The 22,104-nt window shown below is 44.5% G+C and carries 21 protein-coding genes and 1 other RNA gene; 7 read left to right on the top strand and 15 right to left on the bottom strand.

Annotated elements, in window-relative coordinates; all coding sequences use genetic code 11:
• Positions 1 to 32: 32 nt before the first annotated feature.
• Positions 33 to 1,409: an FAD-dependent oxidoreductase gene (locus HFU86_RS16230; RefSeq protein ID WP_187129662.1), complete on the bottom strand. Its 1,377-nt coding sequence runs from the start codon at positions 1,407 to 1,409 to the stop codon at positions 33 to 35.
• 225 nt (positions 1,410 to 1,634) lie between these two features.
• Between HFU86_RS16230 and arcB the strand changes: the two genes are divergently transcribed.
• From arcB to mtgA, 3 genes are all read left to right on the top strand, one after another.
• The gene (gene arcB, locus HFU86_RS16225; RefSeq protein ID WP_036956128.1) at positions 1,635 to 3,980 is read left to right on the top strand and encodes an aerobic respiration two-component sensor histidine kinase ArcB; all 2,346 of its coding nucleotides are present in this window, start codon (positions 1,635 to 1,637) and stop codon (positions 3,978 to 3,980) included.
• 230 nt (positions 3,981 to 4,210) lie between these two features.
• Complete coding sequence (elbB, locus tag HFU86_RS16220; RefSeq protein ID WP_132496587.1) at positions 4,211 to 4,861, top strand: isoprenoid biosynthesis glyoxalase ElbB; 651 nt, start codon at positions 4,211 to 4,213, stop codon at positions 4,859 to 4,861.
• Positions 4,862 to 4,869: 8 nt separating this feature from the next.
• A complete protein-coding gene (gene mtgA, locus HFU86_RS16215) occupies positions 4,870 to 5,592 on the top strand; it encodes a monofunctional biosynthetic peptidoglycan transglycosylase (protein WP_187129661.1) in 723 nt (240 codons plus the stop codon).
• Positions 5,593 to 5,655: 63 nt separating this feature from the next.
• Here the strand turns inward: mtgA and dolP are convergent, their stop codons facing one another.
• Genes dolP through HFU86_RS16195 form a run of 4 tightly spaced genes read right to left on the bottom strand, consistent with a single transcriptional unit; the run spans position 5,656 to position 8,946 of the window.
• Entirely contained in the window at positions 5,656 to 6,231 is a 576-nt protein-coding gene (gene dolP / locus HFU86_RS16210; protein ID WP_036956134.1) for a division/outer membrane stress-associated lipid-binding lipoprotein, read from the bottom strand.
• Positions 6,232 to 6,240: 9 nt separating this feature from the next.
• The gene (diaA, locus tag HFU86_RS16205) at positions 6,241 to 6,831 is read right to left on the bottom strand and encodes a DnaA initiator-associating protein DiaA (protein WP_006659121.1); all 591 of its coding nucleotides are present in this window, start codon (positions 6,829 to 6,831) and stop codon (positions 6,241 to 6,243) included.
• Positions 6,832 to 7,218, bottom strand: coding sequence for a YraN family protein (locus tag HFU86_RS16200; RefSeq protein WP_036956136.1), 387 nt, complete (start codon positions 7,216 to 7,218; stop codon positions 6,832 to 6,834).
• A 48-nt stretch (positions 7,219 to 7,266) separates the two neighbouring features.
• Entirely contained in the window at positions 7,267 to 8,946 is a 1,680-nt protein-coding gene (locus HFU86_RS16195; protein WP_187129660.1) for a penicillin-binding protein activator, read from the bottom strand.
• A 61-nt stretch (positions 8,947 to 9,007) separates the two neighbouring features.
• Between HFU86_RS16195 and rsmI the strand changes: the two genes are divergently transcribed.
• From rsmI to HFU86_RS16180, 3 genes are all read left to right on the top strand, one after another.
• Complete coding sequence (gene rsmI / locus HFU86_RS16190) at positions 9,008 to 9,880, top strand: 16S rRNA (cytidine(1402)-2'-O)-methyltransferase (RefSeq protein ID WP_187129659.1); 873 nt, start codon at positions 9,008 to 9,010, stop codon at positions 9,878 to 9,880.
• A gap of 83 nt (positions 9,881 to 9,963) precedes the next feature.
• Positions 9,964 to 10,337, top strand: an RNA gene (gene rnpB / locus HFU86_RS16185) — RNase P RNA component class A.
• A gap of 329 nt (positions 10,338 to 10,666) precedes the next feature.
• The gene (locus HFU86_RS16180) at positions 10,667 to 11,737 is read left to right on the top strand and encodes a 4Fe-4S binding protein (RefSeq protein ID WP_132496584.1); all 1,071 of its coding nucleotides are present in this window, start codon (positions 10,667 to 10,669) and stop codon (positions 11,735 to 11,737) included.
• A 141-nt stretch (positions 11,738 to 11,878) separates the two neighbouring features.
• Here HFU86_RS16180 and dagF read toward each other — a convergent pair whose 3' ends face one another.
• The 10 genes from dagF to HFU86_RS16130 all read right to left on the bottom strand — a co-directional run bounded on the left by dagF (position 11,879) and on the right by HFU86_RS16130 (position 20,809).
• Complete coding sequence (dagF, locus tag HFU86_RS16175) at positions 11,879 to 12,619, bottom strand: 2-dehydro-3-deoxy-phosphogluconate aldolase (protein ID WP_132496583.1); 741 nt, start codon at positions 12,617 to 12,619, stop codon at positions 11,879 to 11,881.
• A 1-nt stretch (position 12,620) separates the two neighbouring features.
• Positions 12,621 to 13,733, bottom strand: coding sequence for a DgaE family pyridoxal phosphate-dependent ammonia lyase (locus HFU86_RS16170; protein WP_187129658.1), 1,113 nt, complete (start codon positions 13,731 to 13,733; stop codon positions 12,621 to 12,623).
• Complete coding sequence (locus HFU86_RS16165) at positions 13,717 to 14,856, bottom strand: amidohydrolase/deacetylase family metallohydrolase (protein ID WP_187129657.1); 1,140 nt, start codon at positions 14,854 to 14,856, stop codon at positions 13,717 to 13,719. The genes HFU86_RS16170 and HFU86_RS16165 overlap by 17 nt, the downstream gene beginning before the upstream one ends.
• A gap of 90 nt (positions 14,857 to 14,946) precedes the next feature.
• On the bottom strand, positions 14,947 to 15,543 hold the full coding sequence (locus HFU86_RS16160; protein WP_336431778.1) for a DUF4310 family protein: 597 nt from the start codon (positions 15,541 to 15,543) through the stop codon (positions 14,947 to 14,949).
• 56 nt (positions 15,544 to 15,599) lie between these two features.
• On the bottom strand, positions 15,600 to 16,391 hold the full coding sequence (locus HFU86_RS16155) for a DUF4311 domain-containing protein (protein ID WP_036956155.1): 792 nt from the start codon (positions 16,389 to 16,391) through the stop codon (positions 15,600 to 15,602).
• Positions 16,392 to 16,417: 26 nt separating this feature from the next.
• Entirely contained in the window at positions 16,418 to 16,714 is a 297-nt protein-coding gene (locus HFU86_RS16150; RefSeq protein WP_006659132.1) for a DUF4312 family protein, read from the bottom strand.
• On the bottom strand, positions 16,714 to 17,079 hold the full coding sequence (locus HFU86_RS16145; protein WP_006659133.1) for an SFCGS family glycine-rich protein: 366 nt from the start codon (positions 17,077 to 17,079) through the stop codon (positions 16,714 to 16,716). Before HFU86_RS16145 ends, HFU86_RS16150 begins: the two co-directional genes overlap by 1 nt.
• A gap of 44 nt (positions 17,080 to 17,123) precedes the next feature.
• A complete protein-coding gene (locus tag HFU86_RS16140) occupies positions 17,124 to 17,462 on the bottom strand; it encodes a transcriptional antiterminator (protein ID WP_036956160.1) in 339 nt (112 codons plus the stop codon).
• 512 nt (positions 17,463 to 17,974) lie between these two features.
• A complete protein-coding gene (locus HFU86_RS16135) occupies positions 17,975 to 19,912 on the bottom strand; it encodes a BglG family transcription antiterminator (protein ID WP_132496580.1) in 1,938 nt (645 codons plus the stop codon).
• A gap of 189 nt (positions 19,913 to 20,101) precedes the next feature.
• A complete protein-coding gene (locus HFU86_RS16130) occupies positions 20,102 to 20,809 on the bottom strand; it encodes a pirin family protein (RefSeq protein WP_132496579.1) in 708 nt (235 codons plus the stop codon).
• A 122-nt stretch (positions 20,810 to 20,931) separates the two neighbouring features.
• On the opposite strand from HFU86_RS16130, the gene HFU86_RS16125 reads away from it, so the two are divergent.
• The gene (locus tag HFU86_RS16125) at positions 20,932 to 21,825 is read left to right on the top strand and encodes a LysR family transcriptional regulator (RefSeq protein WP_036956167.1); all 894 of its coding nucleotides are present in this window, start codon (positions 20,932 to 20,934) and stop codon (positions 21,823 to 21,825) included.
• Positions 21,826 to 22,104: the final 279 nt, after the last annotated feature.

Here is a 22,104-nt window from a genome sequence, read left to right as displayed (position 1 = left end):
AATGCTAAAAAGAGGAAGAAATTCCTCTTTTTTTATACCTGAAGAAAACTCATGATCCCTTCTGCGGCTCCACGCCCTTCGGCAATCGCTGTTACCACCAAATCAGAACCGTGTACCACATCTCCCCCTGCAAAAATTTTAGGGTGCGAAGTCTGGTAAGCATAATGATGATGACGAGGTGCCACTATTCTACCGCTCATATCGCACTGTATGGCTTGTGCGCTAATCCACGGCATATCATCAGATTCAAAACCAAATGCAATAATGACCACATCAGCAGGGTGTGTAATATCTTCCGATTTTGTGGAATTCGATAATGTGCTGGCGAAATGGACACCAATAACTTGCCCCTCAGCATCGGTGTTAATCCCAATGGGTTGTAAGTGAAAATGGAACTGTACGCCTTCTTCTTGGGCGTGTAGGACTTCTCGCGGTGTTGCAGGTATTTCCGAAGCGCCTCGGCGGTAGATACAACTGACTTTGCTTGCGCCTTGGCGGATAGCGCTGCGGACACAATCCATTGCGGTATCTCCTGCGCCTAATACGATTACATTCTTATTTGCTAGTGATACGTAAGGATATTGGGGATCGTCGGCGTAACCTAATAAGTGACGTGCATTACCCACTAAATAAGGAAGCGCTTGATAAACGCCTATGGCGTCTTCGTTGGAGAGATTGCCTGAAACTGGATGATGGGTGCCGGTTCCAATAAAAATCGCATCAAACTCATTGAGTAACGTTTCTAACGGGATATGTTGTCCAATCTCAGTATTAAGTTCAAAGATAATCCCCATTTCTTCAAAAATCCGTCGTCGGTGCTGCATTATCTGCTTTTCTAACTTAAATGCGGGTATACCAAAAGTGAGTAACCCACCGATTTCAGGATGTTTATCAAACACTATTGCTTGAACGCCGTGACGAGCCAACACATCGGCACAGGAAAGACCCGAAGGGCCCGCGCCGATAATCGCGACTCGTTTACCTGTATCCCTAACATGAGAGAGGTCAGGGCGCCAACCTTGCTCAAACGCACTATCGGTAATATAGCGCTCCAAATGCCCAATCGTGACGGAACCAAAGGTTTCATTCAGGACACAAGCGGCTTCACATAATCGTTCCTGTGGGCAAATTCGACCGCAAATTTCAGGCAAGCTATTGGTGTGATGACAAAGCTCTGCCGCCTCAAGAATTCGACCTTCTCCAGCCAGTTTTAACCAATTCGGGATAGGGTTATGGAGCGGGCATTTCCACTCACAATAGGGGCTGCCGCAAGACAAGCAACGCTGGGCTTGGTGCTGAGCTTCAATGCCGTTGATTGGCTGGTAAATTTCCACAAACTCAATTTTGCGGATTGTCAGCGCTTTTTTACGAGGTTCAAGACGGGGCGAACCCATATTTGAAGAGGACATAGGCACCTTTCCAGCCAAATTCTTTTACGGGAATGATATAAATTAAAGTTTACTTTGATAGCATTGATATAAATAGTGATTATCGTAATAAAGTTACTAATACACGGGTGAATATCCCATTGTGACCGACGATTTAATGAGCAGGATCGATATTTCGTATGAAACCCCATCCGAAACAGCCCTGTTTGATATATGATTCAGTGAGAATTTAACTAAGGGGTGGTTATGAAAGTACTTCGCGGTCTTGCACAATACTATGTTGACCTGATGATGAAGCTAGGCTTAGTGCGTTTCTCTTTGCTTCTCGCGTCAGCGTTAGTTGTGCTCGCCATGATAATGCAAATGGCGGTAGCGATTTTTCTTCGGGGACAAGTCGATAGCCTCGATATGGTCGGCTCCATTTTCTTTGGCTTAATTATTACGCCATTAGCAGTTTATTTTCTTTCGGTGGTGGTAGAGCAATTAGAAGAGTCTCGCCAGCGTTTAACGCGCATGGTTGATAAGCTCGAAGTGATGCGAAAGCGTGATGCGGAACTGAATACTCAGCTTCAAGGCAATATTGAGCAACTTAACTTAGAAATTTTAGAGCGTGAAAAAGCCGAAAGCGCTCATCTTGAGTTGTTAGAGCAACTCAAACAAGAAATGAAATACCGCGAACAGACTCAAATTGAGTTCGAACAGCAATCTGTTTTACTGCGTTCGTTCCTCGATGCTTCCCCTGATCTTGTCTATTATCGTAACGAAAATAATGAATTTTCTGGCTGTAACCGTGCAATGGAGCTACTCACCGGTAAGAGTGAAAAACAGCTAGTCGGTTTAACGCCACTGGACATTTATGATGAAGAAATTGCTGCCAAAGTGATGGAAACGGATGAAAAAGTTTTCAGACACAATGTGGCATTAACCTATGAACAGTGGTTAGTTTACCCTGATGGGCGAAAAGCCTGTTTTGAGCTGCGAAAAGTGCCATTTTATGACCGCGTAGGGAAACGTCACGGGCTAATGGGGTTTGGACGTGATATTACCGAGCGTAAGCGTTATCAGGAGGCGTTAGAGAACGCTAGTAGAGAGAAGACCACCTTTATCTCTACTATCAGCCACGAGCTTCGTACGCCGCTTAATGGCATTGTAGGGCTTAGCCGCATTTTACTGGATACCAAGCTTACCAAAGAACAATCAAGCTATTTAAAAACCATTCACGTCAGTGCCGTCACTTTAGGCAATATTTTTAATGATGTGATTGAAATGGACAAAATTGAGCGTCGCAAAGTCCAATTGGATAACCAACCTGTGACATTACCTGAATTTGTGAACGATTTAGAAAACTTAAGCGGGCTACTGGTTCAGCCGAAAGGCTTGAAGTTTGTTATGGATGTCGCACACGGCTTACCTAAAACCATTCTGACGGATGGCACGCGTTTACGACAAATTCTGTGGAACTTAATCGGTAATGCGGTGAAATTTACTCAGAAAGGTGAAGTTAAATTAAGTATTTGGCGTGAAGCGGATGACAAGCTGTTTTTCCAAGTCAAAGATAGTGGCATCGGTATTCCGAAAGATGAATTAGATAAAATCTTTGCTATGTATTATCAGGTCCGTGACTCCGCTGGTGGACGTCCTGCAACGGGAACGGGGATTGGGCTTTCTGTATCCCGTAGGTTAGCACAAAGTATGGGGGGCGATATTCGTGTGGAAAGCGATATTGGACATGGTTCAACATTTACTTTGTCGATTATAGCCCCTGAGGTTGAGGCTGAAATCGAAGAGCAGCAACAGCACGACGATGATTACCCATTACCAGCGCTCCATATCTTATTAGTGGAAGATATTGAACTAAACGTGGTTGTGGCGTGTTCTGTGCTGGAAAACCTTGGCAACACAGTTGATGTTGCAATGACAGGTAAAGACGCGCTAGAGATGTTTGCACCTGGGGAATATGACTTAGTTCTACTGGATATTCAACTTCCTGACATGACGGGGTTAGATATCTCTAAACAGCTTAAACAACAGTATGATAAGGATGATTTACCACCATTAATCGCCCTTACCGCGAATGTCCTCAAAGATAAGAAAGAGTACTTCGATGCGGGAATGGACGGTGTTCTGAGCAAACCATTATCGGTTCCTGCGCTCACTCAAGTGATTGAGCAATTCTGGGGCGAGAATGCATCTTCAAATGACAAGCATGAGGAGCAAGTGGATATGGCAGAAGTTGATGAGTCAATTTTAGATTGTGAAATGTTAGAGCAATACATTGAATTAGTTGGGCCAAAACTGATTTATGACGGCTTAGAGGTATTTGAAAAAATGCTACCGGGCTATTTAGCGATTCTCGATTCCAATATGGTGGCTAAAGATCAGAAGGGAATTGTTGAGGAAGCTCACAAAATTAAAGGTGCCGCGGGTTCAGTTGGTCTGAAAAATTTACAGAAACTCGCTCAGCAAATCCAATCCCCTGAATTACCAGCATGGTGGGACAATGTGCAAGAGTGGGTTGATGAGTTAAAACAGGATTGGAAATCAGATATAGAAACATTAAGAAACTGGGTGGATGGTCGTACAAAAAAATAACCCCAACCTAAGTTGGGGTGCGCGAATACTGCGCCAACACCAGGGAAATCATTGATTCGCTTATAATTTTTATCTTAGGCGAATCATTAAAATACATTTGTCACGACTCAGACGTTATCAAGATACCAAAATTTATCGAACCTGTTACAAGATTCATTAAAATCTGTGATGAAGATTGATGTTTGTCTGCTTTCGCTCTGGGGAGTAATTTACTACAAAAGGACGAAGATATGAAATCAATTGCGGTAATTTTAAGTGGCTGTGGTGTTTTTGATGGAAGTGAGATCCATGAATCAGTATTAACTATGCTTGCTTTAAGTAAAAACAATGCAGAAGTTCACTTTTATGCGCCAGATGAGTATCAAGCTACTGTAATTAATCATATTAATGGTGAGTTAAAAACAGAAAAACGTAATCAAATGGAAGAATCTGCACGTATTTCTCGTGGGAAAATAGCGCCTTTGTCATCAGCAGATGCCTCTAAGCTGGATGCCCTTATAATTCCTGGTGGTTTTGGTGTGGCAAAAAATTTATGTGATTTTGCGGTGAAGGGAAGCGAATGTGAAATTAATAAACAACTATTAAGTTTAGTACAGGCAATGCACCAACAGAAAAAGCCGCTAGGGCTGATGTGTATTGCTCCTGTCATGCTACCAAAGATGTTAAATACATCAGTGAAATTGACGATTGGTAATGATACTGAAACGATTGCCCAAATTGAAAAGATGGGTGGACAGCATGTTGTTTGCACGGTTGATAACATTGTGGTTGATGAATATAACAAAGTTGTTACAACACCTGCTTATATGCTGGCTCAATCCATTGCTGAGGCAAATATAGGTATCAATAAGCTGGTTGAGAAAGTATTAGAAATGGCGTAATTAACTCAATGCAAAAGTTTGTTTCTCGCTTGTGGTATTGGTTAAAGAAGATCACACTTTCATTACTTGCCCTCTGGCTAGTGTCTGTTGTGATCTTCAAATTTATCCCCGTTCCCTTTTCTGCGGTGATGGTCGAAAGACAGCTTTCCGCATGGATAAACTTTAATTTTTCTTATGTTTCTCATTCGACTTGGGTGAGTGAAAAACAGATTTCTCCCTATCTTTATCTCGCTGTCATTGCTTCTGAAGATCAAAATTTTCCTCATCATTGGGGATTTGATCTTGATGCAATTGAGAGAGCATATAAACATAATTCGAGTAATAAACAGACAGTTAGGGGGGCTTCAACAATCTCTCAACAAACAGTGAAAAACTTATGGTTATGGGATGGGCGAAGCTGGATAAGAAAAGGCCTTGAAACAGCAATGACGCCAGTTATGGAGTTGATGTGGTCAAAAACTCGGATCATTACTGTTTATCTTAATATTGCGGAGTTTGGAGAAGGGATTTTTGGTGTTGAAGAGGCTGCAAATAAATACTTCAATAAGCCTGCTAGCAAGCTTTCTAGGCAGGAAGCTGCACTTTTAGCCGCTGTTTTACCTAATCCTCATCGATTTCATGTGAAAAATCCATCTTCATATGTTTTAAAAAGGCAAGCGTGGATACTTAATCAGATGAGCTTATTAGGAGATAGGAATTATCTGAAAAATAACGATATAGGTGAGGAATAAGAAAAAAGCCATGAATTTGACTTCATGGCTTGGCTCTTTGTAACAATAGGTTACTAATTATAATCAATTGAGATAAGTAAATGCCGTCGTTACACGACGAACGCCATCCGTTTCACTCGCAATTTTTGCCGCTGCAGCACCTTCTTGCTGAGTGAGTACACCTAATAAGAAGACTTCACCATTCTCAGTGATGACTTTAACGCTGCCTGATTTCACTTCGTCACTGGCTAAAATCTTAGATTTTACTTTGGTGGTTAACCAAGTGTCTTTTGACGCGGTACCTAAATCAACGGGCTGACCTTGTCGAACCTCGTTATACACTTTTTCTGTACCATCAACGTTACTGGCGATTTGTTTGGCTTTATCTGCCCATGACATGTCGGGAGATTGTCCAGTTAACAAGACATTACCTTTATACGCCGTTGCAATAATACGGGCTTTGCTGGTGATATCTTTATCTTTATTAAGTTGACCACTGACTCGGGCTTCTAATGTGCCATCATCAACTTGCTGACCAACAGAACGAGGGTCTGTAGCGCTTTTAGTAGCTACTGCGGCAGTACCCACAACGGCAGCACCAATACAACCTTGTAAAAGAACCGCGCTAAACACTATGGCAAAAATCGGAAGTAATCGCATTTTGTCTCCTTAGTCGTTCTGGTGAGGAAAGAGCGTGTTATCGATAAGGTCACACAAACAATTCACGGTGAGTAAGTGTACCTCTTGAATTCTGACACTATGCTGGGATGGAATACGAATTTCAACATCTTGTGGTCCTAAAAGACCTGCTAACTCGCCACCATCATAGCCAGTGAGTGCGACAATGGTCATATCGCGCGTTACCGCAGCTTCTACGGCTTTAATAATGTCGGCACTGTTACCATGGGTTGAGATAGCCATTAATACATCGCCGTGCTGGCCTAGCGCTCGAACTTGTTTTGCATAGATTTCAGTTGGCTGCTTGCTTCCTGAAATCGCGGTGAGCACGGTATTATCCGTATTTAGCGCAAGAGCAGGTAAACTTGGGCGCTCAGTTTCAAAACGGTGGATCATGCTTGCTGCAAAACGCTGTGCTGTTGCTGCGGATGCGCCATTACCACAACACAAAATTTTATTACCATTAAGCAGTGACTGTACCATCATCATTGCAGCACGAGAAATTGCATCGGGCAGGGCTTCAGCTGCGGCAATTTGAGTTTGGATGCTTTCAGTAAAGCAAACTTTTATTCTATCTAGCACTTACTTATATTCCTGTTCACTAAGATTAAATGCGTTTTGAATCCACTGAAATTGCTTGCCGGTGATTGCACAGATATCAAAGCGGCAGGGTGTTGTTTCAAAACTTTCTTGTCGTTGAGCAAGCCAATATTGTGCGGTGGACAATATTTTTCTGCGTTTGTGCCAGTTTACTGATAAAAGTGCGTCTCCGTAATCACTATTCTTGCGAAAACGAACCTCTACGAATACCCAGCCTGATGTATCTCGCATGATCAAATCGATTTCTCCCGCACGATTTCGAACATTGCGTGCAACAAAAGCGAGCCCTTGCTGCTTTAAATAGGATAGCGCTTGGTTTTCGTAATATCGACCAGTCAACCATTTTAATGATTTTTTAACGGTTTTCATGACATCCTTGTCTGAAAAATAGGCAGCAATAAAGCGACCTCGTTTAATTTATTGCGCAGACGCTACTTGCCCTTGCTTAAATTGCAGCCATGGCAATTCACGATAAATGACACAGTTATCATGCACGCTTAATGTACCGGATGCACCGTTAACACGGAACTGATCACTGTGCTGCTGCAAGTTATCGTAGTTATTCGCCAGCGACCATGCATCAATACCCATCGCATACAGGCGGAACAGCGAATAATCATTATTCACTTTGCCTTGAGCTTGTTTACGTAGGTTGTTGTTTGCACCAGCAAGTAATGGAACTTCACTGAATTTCACGCCTTCCATTTCGAAACGATAATCCGCATTTGAGTTCCCTTGGTTACTGCGCGAACTCGCATATAAAGCAGGGCGCTGACGGGAACTGATTGCCATATCGATCATCGGTTTGACGAGGGTTAATTCATCGCGTGTTGCCACGATATAAACCGCATCAACACCGCCACTGGTTGGTGCCATTCCTTGGGTATCGATACTGATTGGGGTACCCGTCATACGGATCCCTTGACCACGGTTGATCGACTCTTTTAAGGATGTAGTAGAACCAAATGTTTGCATCAGTGCAGTGCCACCGCCTTTTGCTTGCCACTCTTCGGCAAATGCTTTTGCGATGCGATCACCAAATGGGGATGCAGGCACTAATACTAACGGCATCTGCTTACCATCTAATCTCATTTGGTTAGCGGCATTTTTCGCTTCATCTTCAGGGGATAAAGAGAAATAACATAAATTTGCACGCGGTTGTAGCTGGTTCGCGTCTAATTCATTTAGTGCCAGTACATTGACAGGAGCATTCATTTGAGCAATAGCTTGCACCTCTGATTTCAGTAGAGGTCCAACAATTAAGTTATACCCTTCAGAAGTGGCTTGAGCGACTAACTGAGGGATCGCTTTGCCTTGGGTATCAAAGACTTTAACGCTTTGGGTATTGGTTGGCGCTGCATCAATGCGCACGCTGGATGAAGCCACTTCGGAATTGGCATTTTCATTAACCGTCGCAGCCACTTCTTGGTAAATCTGGTCTAGCACATCATTACCGGAGCTTTGTGGCGCAGTTGGTGCCGCGGCAGCTTGAGATGCAGGGCCGGAAGGTAAGCCTTTTTGTGCATCGAGGAAACCTTGCATGATGGCTTGACCAAAGACTTGACCTTGCCCGCTCATCGGTAAAAATAGCGCAATACGTGGGTTAGCACCGACTTTGGTGATGGTTCCTTGAACTAATGCGCTAGGCAGATTTTTGGCGCCTGGATTATGTGGGTAGCGAGTTTTCCAGTCTTCGATGCCAGTACGGAGTGCTTCTGGGTCATCTTTATTATTTTGGTAGATATCCAGAAGGTCGACCCAGCCCAGTAGAATATTTTCGTCAGCTTCGATTCCTTGAATCTGTTCTGGCTTCATCTGTGTTAACATCTGCCACAGAGAATCAATATTCGCTTGATGTTGTGCAGGATCGGTTAGCAGAGGTTCTTGGCTGATAAAAGCACGCAGGACATCCATTGATGGTTTGCCTTGAGCGGCATCGATAACGGACTGGTAATGGCTGGCATCAGAAACGCTAGGCTGCTGGGTTGTTGTCGAGGTTGTCGATGATTCGATTTGGCACCCTGTTAATGCCAACGTGGACAACATCGCAGTGCAGATTAATCTTTTTTTCAAATGCAAAAAAATTGAAGGACGCATACTGTATCCAATGGTGTATTTTTCAATTGCTTAATTTTAAACCGGCTATTCGGATGAAACAATGAATCAACCTAATCAAGCAGTGGTTATGGCATCTACGCTGTACATCGTGCCAACCCCAATTGGTAACATGGGAGATATCACGCAACGCGCGTTAGATGTGCTTAAACATGTTGACCTAATTGCTGCGGAAGACACAAGGCACTCAGGCATTCTCTTACAGAATTTTGCCATCAATGCGCGCATGTTTGCGCTACATGATCATAACGAGCAGCAAAAAGCAGATCAATTAATTAGCAAGCTTCAACAAGGGGATAGTATCGCATTAGTCTCGGATGCAGGTACACCTTTAATTAATGATCCTGGCTATCACTTAGTCAATCGCTGCCGTGAAGCAGGGATCCGCGTTGTCCCATTACCGGGCGCTTGTGCGGCCATCACTGCCTTGTCAGCAGCGGGTTTACCTTCAGACCGTTTCTGTTATGAAGGATTTTTACCCGCAAAAACTAAGGGACGCAAAGATGTTTTGCAATCTTTAGAACAAGAGACTCGAACACTGATTTTTTATGAATCCACTCATCGCTTGTTAGACAGTTTAGCAGACATGGTGGAAGTGTGGGGACCTGAGCGCCGTGTGGTTTTAGCCCGTGAATTGACCAAAACCTGGGAGTCGATTGAAGGGCGCCCAGTTGGTGAATTACTCGAATGGGTAAAAGAAGACGAAAATCGTCATCGCGGTGAAATGGTACTCATTGTGGAAGGGTATAAGCCACAAACGGATGAATCGGCGATTACGCCAGATGTTATTCGTACGTTGGGTTTACTGCAAAAAGAGTTACCACCGAAAAAAGCGGCTGCGATCACCGCAGAAATTTATGGCCTGAAGAAAAACCAGCTCTACAAATTGATGCTAGACCAACAAGACAGCGAGTGATTTTTGTCCAAGTGCAGGTTTTGACGTAATTTGCCTGCCATTGAGTCTGTACAAGCTAGTGTAAAGTGCCTATAATTCGCCGCGGAGTTGGTCAGACAACCGCTGCTTTATCGTAGTCCCTTCGGGAGACGGGTAGAGGGGAGGAAAGTCCGGGCTCCATAGGGCAGGGTGCCAGATAACGTCTGGGAGGCGCGAGCCTACGACAAGTGCAACAGAGAGCAAACCGCCGATGGCCTGTTTACAGGATCAGGTAAGGGTGAAAGGGTGCGGTAAGAGCGCACCGCGCGACTGGCAACAGTTCGTGGCATGGTAAACTCCACCCGGAGCAAGACCAAATAGGGGTTCATATGGTGCGGCCCGCATTGAACTCGGGTAGGTTGCTGGAGCCAGTGCGCAAGTGCTGGCCTAGATGAATGGTTGTCCACGACAGAACCCGGCTTACCGACCAACTCCAATTTTTTCGTCATACTTCAAGTTGTGACTGCGTTGGCTTCATTCGTCAACCCTAGTCACATACTTGTGTATGCTCCTAGGGATTTCCTCATTTTGCCGCCTTGGCACACCTCGAATTATTTAGAAAAAATCTCGGCTTGAATTATATAAAGAAAACGACAATCCAAATTATTTAGAAAAAATCTGAGTTTATTATCTTTCATTTGCACATTTTCCTATCAACACGCCATATCTATCGTCAACATCGCAAGGCAGTGATGCAAATCAATACGGGTGATGGGGACTTAAATACAATAATGGTATTTAAAATGCATGTTAAAGAGATAGGCGGACATGGCAAAGAAACCCTCAGTACGATACCCACGTCGTCCAGGAACAATTGGCGGAAAACTCCCTTGGAATGATTGGCGTAACGCCTCGACATGGCGGAAAGTCGTGCAAATCACGCTTTTGGCGATCAACATTTATATTGGCATTACCTTCTATTACTGGGTGCGCTATTACGAAACGGGCGGTGCGACGTTGTATCTTCCGCGTCCGGGAGGCATCGAAGGCTGGCTGCCTATTGCGGGGTTAATGAACTTAAAATACACCATTGAAACAGGGGGATTACCTCCCATACATGCAGCAGCAATGTTTCTCTTGGTTTCCTTTATTATCATCAGTTTATTACTGAAAAAATCCTTTTGCTCATGGCTGTGCCCGATAGGCACAATATCGGAATATATCGGGAAAATAGGTCAGAAACTGTTTCGTTTTCAAATCAAAGTACCTAAATGGCTCGATATCCCCTTAAGAGGATTAAAATACCTACTCTTAGCTTTCTTCCTCTATATCTCGCTCTCCATGCCAGCACAGATGATCCAATACTTTATGATGTCGCCTTATGGGATCATCATTGATGTGAAAATGCTGGATTTCTTTCGTTATATTAGTAGCGCCTCACTCATCACAGTTTCTGTTCTTGTCGTCGCTAGCCTGTTTATTCGTAATGCATGGTGTCGTTATCTTTGCCCTTATGGTGCATTACTAGGGATATTTTCTCTATTCTCACCAGTTAAAATTCGCCGAAATGTAGAAAGCTGCATTGATTGCGGAAAATGTGCCAAAAATTGCCCATCACGCATTCCTGTTGACCAATTAATCAACGTCAGAACGGTTGAATGCACGGGATGCATGACGTGCGTTGAATCTTGCCCAGTGGCGTCAACATTGGCTTTCTCATTACAAGCGCCGACTAAAAAACGCCAAATCCCTTTATCAGGAATGGTGATGGCCATTTTGACCCTAGGTATTTTATTCGTCACTATTGCGGTTGCGGCTTACCTAGGCGTTTGGGATAGCCCGGTTCCTGATAACTATTGGTTTCATATCATACCGAATGCCAGAGGAATAGGTCATTGATTCAAAATGAAGAATCAAGAATAAAAAATGCCCCGCGGCACAAAAAGTGAGTGGGGCATTGGGTGCTTTGTCATGGTTATGGTAGTAAGTACTTTAACGTCTCGCTAATATTTATTTTCTTATGTGTAGCTTATTGCTACATCAATTTACCGCTTTTTTAACCATGTTTAGCAATTGGCGGACATCCTCTGGGCGGGTATCTCCAGTGGTTTTATCGATAATAGAACTATAAATATGTGGGATGATTTTCTTCACGCCAGCGTCGAGGGCGATTTGCAAAATCTCGGCGAAATTCTCTAAATCAATACCGCCCGTTGGCTCTAAAGAAAAATCAAACTTAGCGCAAGCTTCTGCGATAGCTTTATATTCCTCAATGTACTTCAAGCCCTGCATATTAAAGAACTTCACAGAATCTGCGCCCATATCTTTGAGCATCATAATGGCGGTTTCAATCGGCACGATACCATCAGGGGCTTGAGCGCTTAATGGGCCTGTTGAAATTTTCACCATGCCCACCGTACCCGTTGGGGAAATTAGCGCATTCACAAACGTTTCATTCTGACCCAGTAGTGCGCGGCTAATCGGTGCGCCCGTAAACACTTGATTCACATGCTGAGGTTGAACTTCTTTCGAAATCAGAGACACCATGGTGGACTGTTTAGGGTCTCCGGCACCTAAACCGACAGACAGCGCATTATCAACTTCCTTGGCGTACACCTTCATATCCGCAATGGCACTTTCAAGGTCAGGATAATTTTTAGATAACACTCCAACCACCACAAAACTCTCCGCCGCGGCATAAATATCTTTTGCGTTTTGATGGCTCCCTGCTAGAACGTTCAGACACACACGATCATGGTAAAAATTTGGTGACAACTTCATGTTAAATTCCTTCTACTAACGTACGAATTTGCTGCGAAATGACGTCAAGTTGCTCGGTGCTGACGCTGCGAATATCGGCTTCAACCTTTCCTTCATTGGCTTTGTACTCACGAAAATAAATCGCAGTATTGCCTTGCTTCAGCTCATCCATGATTTGGTAGGTGGTTTTGCCAATCGCTTTTTCATCGAAACTGATCTCGGCTCTGGCGATATCACGCCCAGCGGCATCCCAAACAATGCGGGCTGAAATACCGGCTATCGTATTTAAATCTTTAAGGAATTTATCCATACGGCTGACCATTTCCGCCCCAGTTTCTTTGGTGGCGGTGAGGTACTGCTCGATAGCCAGTGTTAAGCCTAAAATGCCTTCTTTACCAACTTTCATCGCACGGCCAATACCTTGAGATTGGCGTTTTACCCATTCAACATACTGTTTTTTACCGACAACTAAGCCACTGGTTGGTCCTTCAATTGCTTTGGCGCCACTGTAAATCACAATGTCGCCACCCGCTTGGTAATAGGCAGTTAAATCTTCTTCCGCGGCCGCATCCACGATCAAGGGAAGCTGATGGGCATGAGCGACTTTGGCGGCTTCCGCCACGGTTAACATGCTCTTTTGTACGGTATGGTGGGATTTGATATATAAAATGGCAGCGGTTTGCGGGGTGATTTTTGCCGCTAACTGCGCAGCGCTACATTCATTCGCAAAACCCGCTTCAATCACTTTACCGCCACCTAACGTGACCATGGTGTCCACGGGGGCGCCAAAGTTCACGTTATGCCCTTTTGGCAAAATAATTTCGCGAGGAACGGATTTGCTGGAGGAGTGCAAATTAAGCAGCAAATCCTCATCATCTTGCACAATCACCGCCGCCACCGCTTGAGCAATACCCGCAGAGGCGCAGGAAACCACAACAGCAGCTTCAACATTGAGCAGTTGAGCGATGTACTCCCCGGTTTTATTCACTAAGTCTTTAATTTCAAAATAATGGTTCAGCCCATACGCTACGCGCTCGATGACTTCAGGTGTTGGGGTCGAAACGCCTAAAATAGTCATACGACCGGAGGCATTAATAACGTGTTTTAACTGATATTTTTCATAGATTGATTGCATGTTCAGATTCGCCTTGTGCAGGAATAATGTGCTTTCCACCAACGATGGCAGCAACAGGAACAAAACGATGGGTACCGATGCGATGCTCGCCGTCGGCATCCGTCAGCTCAGTCGGTTCTTCTTTTAGGTCAAATAGGGTGATGTCTGCATCAAAGCCTGGTCTTAAATAACCTTTAGCAGGAAGAGACAGTAAATCTGCGGCTTTCTCAGTGACACAGCGTAAAATTTGTTCGGCGCTAAAGCCCATACACAGAAATTTCGTCATTACAAAGGCGAGGCTATAGACGGGACCGTTCACGCGGTTACGGTGATAGATATCTGAACTGATAATGTCTGGATAGGTGCCAATTCGCATGGCTTGCTCTGCGACTTTGAAGCTAAAGCTTTCACCGCCGTGACCCACATCAAGGATCACGCCACGGGCGAGGGCGCGGGCAATAGATGGTTTTAGGTATCCATCATCCCCTAAAATTTTATTTGGTTTGCCATTAAAACAGTGGGTAATGATGTCCCCACGGGTGAGTAAGTCGGCGACTTCATCAATATTGGGCGGGTTATTTCCAATGTGCACCATTAATGGAATATGATGTTTTTTCTGCATTTCTTTGGCTTTAACCAAAGGCGCAATACCATTTTCGCCCACCACACTTTTGCTCATGCGCGCTTTCATGCCCACCACAAAGCCAGGGTGGCGCTCAAGTGCAGCTTGGAAACTCGCATCGTCGATATTGTCCATGTTGGACAGCTCATTCTGAGCAATAATGCCAATGCGTGAAATATTCAGCAGAGAGAAGACATTAGTTTTGGACTGAGTGGTGAGCCGATAAAATCTATCGATATCATCAGCGCCCACACTGCCCGCATCAACCAGTGAAGTGACACCACCAGCAGCACCAGCGAGATCAGGCTCATCGAAGTAAATTGGCGACTCGACAAAACAGTGGGCGTGAGAATCAATCCATCCAGCGCTAACATACAGCTTTCCTTCAAGATCAATGATTTTTTCAGCTTGCTGATTGTGGGAAAGCTCAGGACCCGCAGCTTCGATTTTTCCGTCTTTGATTAGGATATCGATAATTGAGCCATCGATACGCTTTCCTTGTTTGATGATTAGAGAATACATGATTACCTTCTTTATAGTCATACTCGTCATACTTCAAACCGCAGCGTTGTTGGCTGCTCTTCGCCCCCAAAGTAGGGGCTTAGATATTTATTAAGCGGCGAGTGGGAAGAAATACCCAAACAACATTGCACCTAAGATAGCGCCACCGGCGACTGGTTTTTGCCATACATAGAAAATCAGTGAGCCAATCAGTGCGCCGATACCAATCGGAATAGACGCGGCCATTGCGGCAAGGATAATCAATGGACCTAAGAAACGGCCGGAGGTGTTACCTGCGCCCATCATTACGTCCGCACCAAACGTTGAGTTAGCTTGCGCAATGGTAAACTTACGGGCGAACACGATAATTAAGCCGATAAGCACACCAAGGAATAAACCAGTGATCAGGGAAATCCAGAAGTTGGTGACTAAAATATCCCAGCCTGCGGCTAAAAATAGGGCGGGAACCCCTAAGCCAATACCGGTTTGCAGTGCACCACCGATATCCAAAATCCCCACGAGAGACCCTTCGATAATTCGCGCAAACAGGAAGCTTGCACCGAAGGCGGCGACAGCACCGTAAACCCCCGTATCTAGCCCAGCGCGTAACATGGCGACGAAAGCCACTTCGTTAAATGCGCCGAACCCGTACACGACGTACATATGGGTACCCGCGAAGATCCCCGCTGATAGCAGCCCAACAAAGATAGGGAAAGACTATTCCGCGTACCAAAAGTCTTGTTTATTGATTTCAGTTGTCATGATTATTTCCCGCTCAGCAGTCCGTGGACATATTCAAGCCACAGTGGTTTATCTAAGTTGAAAGAGGTGATCATCTTCAGGTCAAACTCGCGGAAGAAGCCACTGAGAACGAACAGCAGAATAACGGTGATCATCATGGTACGAGTGATACGGTTCCAGCCATTGTCATCCACGCCTTTACCAATCAAGATCCCTAACACTAAACCTGGGATAGCGTTACCCATGATTAATTGGGCGCAACCACCAAATAAGGTTGCCCAGAAACCGGAACGACGACCCGCATCCATCGCGGCTAGCCAGAAAATGACGGGCATCACGGTGTTAACCAGTAAGTTAGCTGCCGGAACCAGCACGTTAATAGCGGTGGTTTGCAGCGCGGCTGGGACTGCGGACGCCGTGGTATTTAAGAAGGCGACCACCAATGCTCCGATAATGGCACAGGCAATCGCCATTTTTTTCGGGTTATGCAGGGTATCTGCCACACTGCGGTTTTTAGTTAATAGAGCAGCAGCACCCCAGTTAGGGATGATGCGGTGGTCAACGTCTTGGGTGAAGGCCCCCGCAGCGACTGATGATGCCCATGCGTTGAAGAAGAATCCTAAGCCGAATGAGAAGTGTGATGCGGGGTCGCCCTCACATGCGTTTAACTCACCAAGGGTACGGAATGCTCCCATCCCTTGAACGGTTGGCGCGTGGAACATACGTGCTGCCCCTGCGCCTAAACCAAAGCCGCAGAGACCGCCGATAATGAGGGACATGCCCAATATTTCTAAGAAAGATGCAGTTTCACTCATGGAATTTACTCCAGACCTGATTGCTTTTATTGTTCTGTAAATGGAATTTCGTTGACAGAAAGTAAGGTAACATCCAGCGAAACGTCGAGAACAACTCGGAAATGTTCACGTTTGCGTGGCAAAAAGAGAAAGAGAAACTTTTCTGTCCGCGAATGAGAGTGAGCACTAACAACCTCAACATCCTTGGGTTCTATCCGCAGAATGATGTCGGTGCTGTTCTTAAGTACGGTTTTTTGAATCGAATTTAAGGCGTCAGCAATCGCTTTTTGCTTTGTGTCGCCTTGCCCTGTCACCCGTACGGTCGTTTCGATAGATTTTTTCATTAAGCGTTGCCGTATTTTTTATTAAAAGCTTTAACTAAGCGCTCGCCTAACTCTTCCTTGTCCATAAATCCGAAACCTAAAACATTGCAACCTTCAGCAATGGCGGTTTCTCCCTCTTCAATCGAACGCATCCCATAACGCGCTTTGTAGCCATATTTGGTTTGAGCTGTAATGGCGCCTGCACCACCGCTACCACAGAATGAAATGCCAAGATCAGCTTGTTCTTGGTTCATCACATCCCCCAGTTTCATGTCAGCAGCGACACCGGGAACAACGATGGCTTTTCCGCCGGCAGTTTCAACGCCCGCAGCCACTTTTTGTCCTTTACCTAAACGATCGCCGATAACAATAACTATCTGTTTCATAAAATATTCTCCAAGACCGAATGCTAAAAATAAGATGCTAAAAATTAATCATTAGAACGGGCAACTTCAAAGTGAACTGAGAGCAAATAAGTCTCTTCTGGCGCAAGCCCCGGCAAGGTATCGACGACGCGCTGCGCTAATGCAATGGAATGGCTCGAAATTTCATCGAACAAGCTGATATCCACTTCCGGTAAGGCTTCTCCGGTTTTGGCTCGAGCGACCATGGCACGTAGATGAGACTCCAGCATTTGTTGCTGTACATCCGTGGTGTAGCAACCCTCCAGTTTGAGCCAGTCAGTAATCACTGCTAGCAGTTCTTGTGTGACCTGATGGATATCAAGGTCGTCTTCTAACATTTTGAAAACCACAACTGATTCATTCATAACTGTTTAAAATCCAAGGTAATATTTCAAATCAAATCACTTTTTTCTTCATGACTAATACCTTAATCGCTTCTTGAATAATTTTGCAGGCAGGGAATTTCCAGTTCAAAGTGGAAATATTTTGGAAGTGTAATTGGAAGGATGGCGATTAATTTTCGATCTAAGAGGAAGCTAACTGGAAAAACTAACACATTACGAGGGTGGTTTTGGCGTGTCAAATAACGAGTGGGTAATTAAAATTATTTAAATTCAAATGGTTAAGGTTGATTTTTGTGGGTGGAAATGGAATGTTGGCTAATAAATGCAAGTGGAAACGGATGAATGGAAATCTACATAGAGTGGAAATCTTCACTTCCACTTACGTTGGTTTACGCATGAAGTGGACAATTTAGATTAAAAATCATTTGGTGGAGTTGTGGTTAGGATCACGTAAATAGTGGCCACCTCCCTTTTTCCACTGAGAAGTGGAAAAAGGGAGGTGTGTGTGGGATAGCGCGGGTAATCATTGAAAATTATAAAATTCGTGCGAGGCTGTCTTTAGCGATTGCTTGGAACTCATTGAAATTTTTAACATTCACCAAGCGGCGGGTAGTTTTCTCTTTGACGAAGGTGACAAACAAATCATAAATCGCCATGGCTTCTTCATAGTCAGTTTTGCTGATTGCCAATAAGAAAATCACATAGGCGTTCTCTTTGGTTTCTTTGTTCCATTCGATGCCTTGCGGGGCAAGGATAGTCGTCACGATAGTTTTATTGGCAAGTAACCCCAAGGAGTGAGGAAGGGCGATCCCTTCGCCCAGCAAAGTCGAGACAATCGATTCCCGCTCTTGCAGTGACGGGTAAAAATCTGCGGTGACATAGCCTTCTAATTGCAGTTTCTGGCAGACAGTTTTGAACAGCGTCTCTTGGCTAATCTTTTCATTGATAACCATAAAGAAACGCTCATCGAAGAAGCGCTCAATAATATAGGGACGGGTCTGATCCACCATCGCTAAGCGACCCACTTGTTCGAGTTGGTAGGGAGTTGGGAAGGGCGCAATTTTAATAACTGGCTTATTTTTCTCAGAGATCCGTACGGTGGTGATCACAAAGTCTTCTGCGACTTCATTCAACGATTCATACTCTTGCAGTGTTAACCCGCGGCTAAATTTGAGCTGTGGAAATTCACGCATAATTTTGGATTCCACCACACGAAAGGTGGAGTTTCCTGCATCCGTGACTACTAACACTTCAGTTTGGCGTGCGGAGCCTGCCCCATAATTTCGTTCAAGGCTAACCCCAATGTGCACTGCTAAGTAACCCAGTTCATCTTCATTAATGGGATGTGGAAGTAGCTGCTTACTGGCGCTGGTTAAGGCACTTAATGTGACATCATAAGCAAATGGATAATACTGTTTGATGTCTGAAAGCAGCGGGTTTGGGGTAGAAATATGGTATTGAAGACGAGTCATTAAAGCAGAAAGATGGGTATTCAGATCTTTCTTTAGCTTTTCATCATTCCGCAAATCATAGTTATACAACTCGTTGATATAATTTAAGATATATTCAGATAACTCATTGTGATGATTATGCTTTTGTGTTGATGCATGCTGGTTACTGATACGCTGCGCGATGATCTGGTCGTGCAAAAAGCTCAATTCAGCTGGGGATAAATCATTGCCAAGGAAGTAAATTAGCCCTTTAGAAATTTCATCGCAAGCTTGAGTAATGACTTCTTCTAACTCTTCGTTATTGACGCTGGCAGTGAGTTCATGACCGCGAGTAATACGCAAAATGGTGACGGCGCAGTTAAATACAAGATAAAGATGACCTTCATTGCTGATACGAATATCAAAGCGATTCAAGCTATTATGAACCACTTTATCGATGTAGGTTAAATCGAGATTATCCAGACTTTCCGGGGTAAATGTGGCGAGATCGGGGGTGATTTGCTCACTAAATTGCCGCCAGAGTGCTTCGGTCATACAAGCACGAATAGCCCACTCACTGCCATTTAAGCGGATCCCTTGATGAGGAATGCTCTCCAGTTGAACTTGATAGCGATGAAGATGCTCCCGAACGGCTCCCATATCTTGCTGAATGGTACTGCGGCTAACAAACCACTCTTCGGCAATATCATCGAGCTTGACGGGCAGGGATAACATCAAGAGTTTGAGCAATAGGGCATCAATACGCTCTTTACTGGTGCGCGGGATCTGGTTATTTTTGTCATTAAGCTTAGTAAATGCAGAAAAAACTTCATCATTTTCGATTTTTAATCGATATCCACGCCCGCGCTCATACACAATATGAGCGCTATGATCTTTAATTAATTCGTTGATTTCATTGATATCTGAACGAATGGTGCGGGTGGAAACGGAAAACTGTTTCGCTAATTCATCTTGAGGGACAACCTCATTGAGGATCCGAGAGAAAATTTGATTGTGTCGCTGCAAAATGAATAAAGCCACAAGAACCCCTTTAAAATCAAAAAATAAAGTTCGGAGTTAAAAACTGATGGTTTTTTAACTGTCTTATGGCTGGACTCTATCACAGTGATATCAGGATAGCGGAAATATAAATGATGAAATTTGCGAATCTATTCGCAAATTTTGCGCAATTTATGGAGTAAATTCACTTTTTCCGCCTCCTGAATAGGATTACAACGATTCGCCTAAATCAACTAATAAGCCTCTAAATGCTCGGTCACTGGTAAGCGTTAGGGAATTTTCATCTTGGATAAATAAGCCGTCGTTACAGCTCATTGATAAAGATTGCGATTCTTTCCCGCTAACCTGTAATCCACCGTGAATGGATTGCAGATAGGCATTTTTACCTCGTAATGCGAGGGTTTTCGATTCATTAGGCTCAAGATAAATCTGGCTTATCCAAATTTTTTGGCGAAGTTGTAGGCTATCATCGTCCCCATCGGGTGAGGCGATAAGCTTGTTATCTTTCTCCGCTAATGCCAACTTTTGGGGCGGCATAGATTCCTGTTGTGGGCACGCATTCAGCCACAGCTGGAGCCGTGTTAATGGCGTTGTCTCACTGGTATTGTGTTCACTGTAACTCAGGTCAGGGCGAGGCGAAAAGCTGACGCATTCCCCTGCTTTTGCACTGACGGTATTACCTAAATTATCGCGGTATTCAGCTTGACCTTGCAGGATGATGTTCACAATATCAACATGAGGATAAACTCTTGGTTGAAAAGCATTATTTGGCGCAAGCACTTCTTGATTTAGCACTTTTAGGGTTTTAAAGCCCATGAGGTCTGGATCGAAATAGTGACCAAACGAAAAAGTATAGCGTGCTTGTAACCAACCGTAGTCTGCTTTCCCACAATGGTTAACTGATCTTAATTTCATCATAATGGTTAACCCTCACTCAAAATATATAGCTAGTAATATATTGTTATAATAAATATCTGGACGTTGAATTGTTAGCCAGTTAATCTGTTTCCATCATTCAAATTTCCTGAAAGAGATACATCATGAGCAAAGAGAGAGCATTAACACTTGAGTCGTTAAGGGTGATGGATGCAATCGATAGGCGTGGCAGCTTTGCGGCAGCGGCGGAAGAGCTAGGTCGCGTTCCTTCGGCATTGAGCTATACCATGCAGAAGTTAGAAGAAGAACTTGATGTTATTTTGTTTGACCGTTCAGGACATCGAACCAAGTTTACTAATGTAGGGCGCATGCTGTTAGAGCGTGGGCGTGTGTTGCTTGAAGCCGCAGATAAACTCACATCGGATGCGGAGGCGCTAGCTAAAGGTTGGGAAACTCATCTGACGATTGTGTGTGAAGCGCTGGTTCCCGCAGAGTCTTTATTCCCGCTGGTGGATAAACTGGCTGAAAAATCCGACACCCAGCTCTCTTTAATTACTGAGGTGCTGGCGGGGGCATGGGAGCGACTGGAATCCGGGCGTGCGGATATTGTTATCGCACCAGATATGCATTTCCGTTCATCCTCTGAAATTAACTCCAAAGTGCTGTATACCTTGAACCATATTTATGTGGCAAGCCCGAACCATCCTATCCACCAAGAGCCAGAACCGCTTTCTGAGACCACTCGAGTGAAATACCGAGGTATTGCGGTAGCAGATACCGCCCGCGAACGTCCAGTGATCACCGTGCAACTGCTGGATAAACAACAAAGATTGACGGTATCGAGCATCGAAGATAAGCGCAAGGCGCTGATTGCAGGGCTCGGGGTGGCAACAATGCCATACCCGCTGGTGGAGCAAGATATTAAAGAAGGACGCCTGCAAGTGGTGGGAGCGGAGTTTAGCCATGAGTCGAATATGATTATGGCGTGGCGACGGGACAGCATGGGGGAGGCGAAGTCGTGGTGTTTGCGAGAAATCCCTAAGCTGTTTAGATCTTGATCTCGTCATACTTCAAGCTGTAGCTGTGTTGGCTTCATAAAGTTACCCTAGTCACATACTTGTGTATGCTCCCAGGGATAACTTCACTTGCCGCCTTGCTACAACTCGAATTATTTAGAGATCACTAGTGAGGCGACTCGGAAAAGTAAAAAAGAAAATAGAAAATAAAAGTAAAGATAAACGCAAAAAAAAGCACCTCGGATGGGAGGTGCAAAGGCATTTAACTTATGGAAAAGGATGTTGACTTGAGGGTACTGTTGACTCCCTGCCTATAGGTCG

Origin of the sequence: Providencia sp. JUb39 (assembly GCF_012272845.1) — a bacterium.
Classification (GTDB): domain Bacteria; phylum Pseudomonadota; class Gammaproteobacteria; order Enterobacterales; family Enterobacteriaceae; genus Providencia; species Providencia lanzhouensis.
This window is presented reverse-complemented; position numbering and strand designations above follow the sequence as displayed.

Coding starts and splice junctions, on each gene's coding strand:
- HFU86_RS16170 (WP_187129658.1), bottom strand. CDS start 13,733: ATGCAATCAATCTATGAAAAATATCAGTTAAAACACGTTATTAATGCC.
- HFU86_RS16165 (WP_187129657.1), bottom strand. CDS start 14,856: ATGTATTCTCTAATCATCAAACAAGGAAAGCGTATCGATGGCTCAATT.
- rsmI (WP_187129659.1), top strand. CDS start 9,008: ATGAATCAACCTAATCAAGCAGTGGTTATGGCATCTACGCTGTACATC.
- HFU86_RS16180 (WP_132496584.1), top strand. CDS start 10,667: ATGGCAAAGAAACCCTCAGTACGATACCCACGTCGTCCAGGAACAATT.
- arcB (WP_036956128.1), top strand. CDS start 1,635: ATGAAAGTACTTCGCGGTCTTGCACAATACTATGTTGACCTGATGATG.
- dagF (WP_132496583.1), bottom strand. CDS start 12,619: ATGAAGTTGTCACCAAATTTTTACCATGATCGTGTGTGTCTGAACGTT.
- HFU86_RS16150 (WP_006659132.1), bottom strand. CDS start 16,714: ATGAAAAAATCTATCGAAACGACCGTACGGGTGACAGGGCAAGGCGAC.
- HFU86_RS16145 (WP_006659133.1), bottom strand. CDS start 17,079: ATGAAACAGATAGTTATTGTTATCGGCGATCGTTTAGGTAAAGGACAA.
- HFU86_RS16230 (WP_187129662.1), bottom strand. CDS start 1,409: ATGTCCTCTTCAAATATGGGTTCGCCCCGTCTTGAACCTCGTAAAAAA.
- HFU86_RS16200 (WP_036956136.1), bottom strand. CDS start 7,218: ATGAAAACCGTTAAAAAATCATTAAAATGGTTGACTGGTCGATATTAC.
- HFU86_RS16130 (WP_132496579.1), bottom strand. CDS start 20,809: ATGATGAAATTAAGATCAGTTAACCATTGTGGGAAAGCAGACTACGGT.
- dolP (WP_036956134.1), bottom strand. CDS start 6,231: ATGCGATTACTTCCGATTTTTGCCATAGTGTTTAGCGCGGTTCTTTTA.
- HFU86_RS16140 (WP_036956160.1), bottom strand. CDS start 17,462: ATGAATGAATCAGTTGTGGTTTTCAAAATGTTAGAAGACGACCTTGAT.
- HFU86_RS16125 (WP_036956167.1), top strand. CDS start 20,932: ATGAGCAAAGAGAGAGCATTAACACTTGAGTCGTTAAGGGTGATGGAT.
- HFU86_RS16155 (WP_036956155.1), bottom strand. CDS start 16,391: ATGAGTGAAACTGCATCTTTCTTAGAAATATTGGGCATGTCCCTCATT.
- HFU86_RS16195 (WP_187129660.1), bottom strand. CDS start 8,946: ATGCGTCCTTCAATTTTTTTGCATTTGAAAAAAAGATTAATCTGCACT.
- elbB (WP_132496587.1), top strand. CDS start 4,211: ATGAAATCAATTGCGGTAATTTTAAGTGGCTGTGGTGTTTTTGATGGA.
- mtgA (WP_187129661.1), top strand. CDS start 4,870: ATGCAAAAGTTTGTTTCTCGCTTGTGGTATTGGTTAAAGAAGATCACA.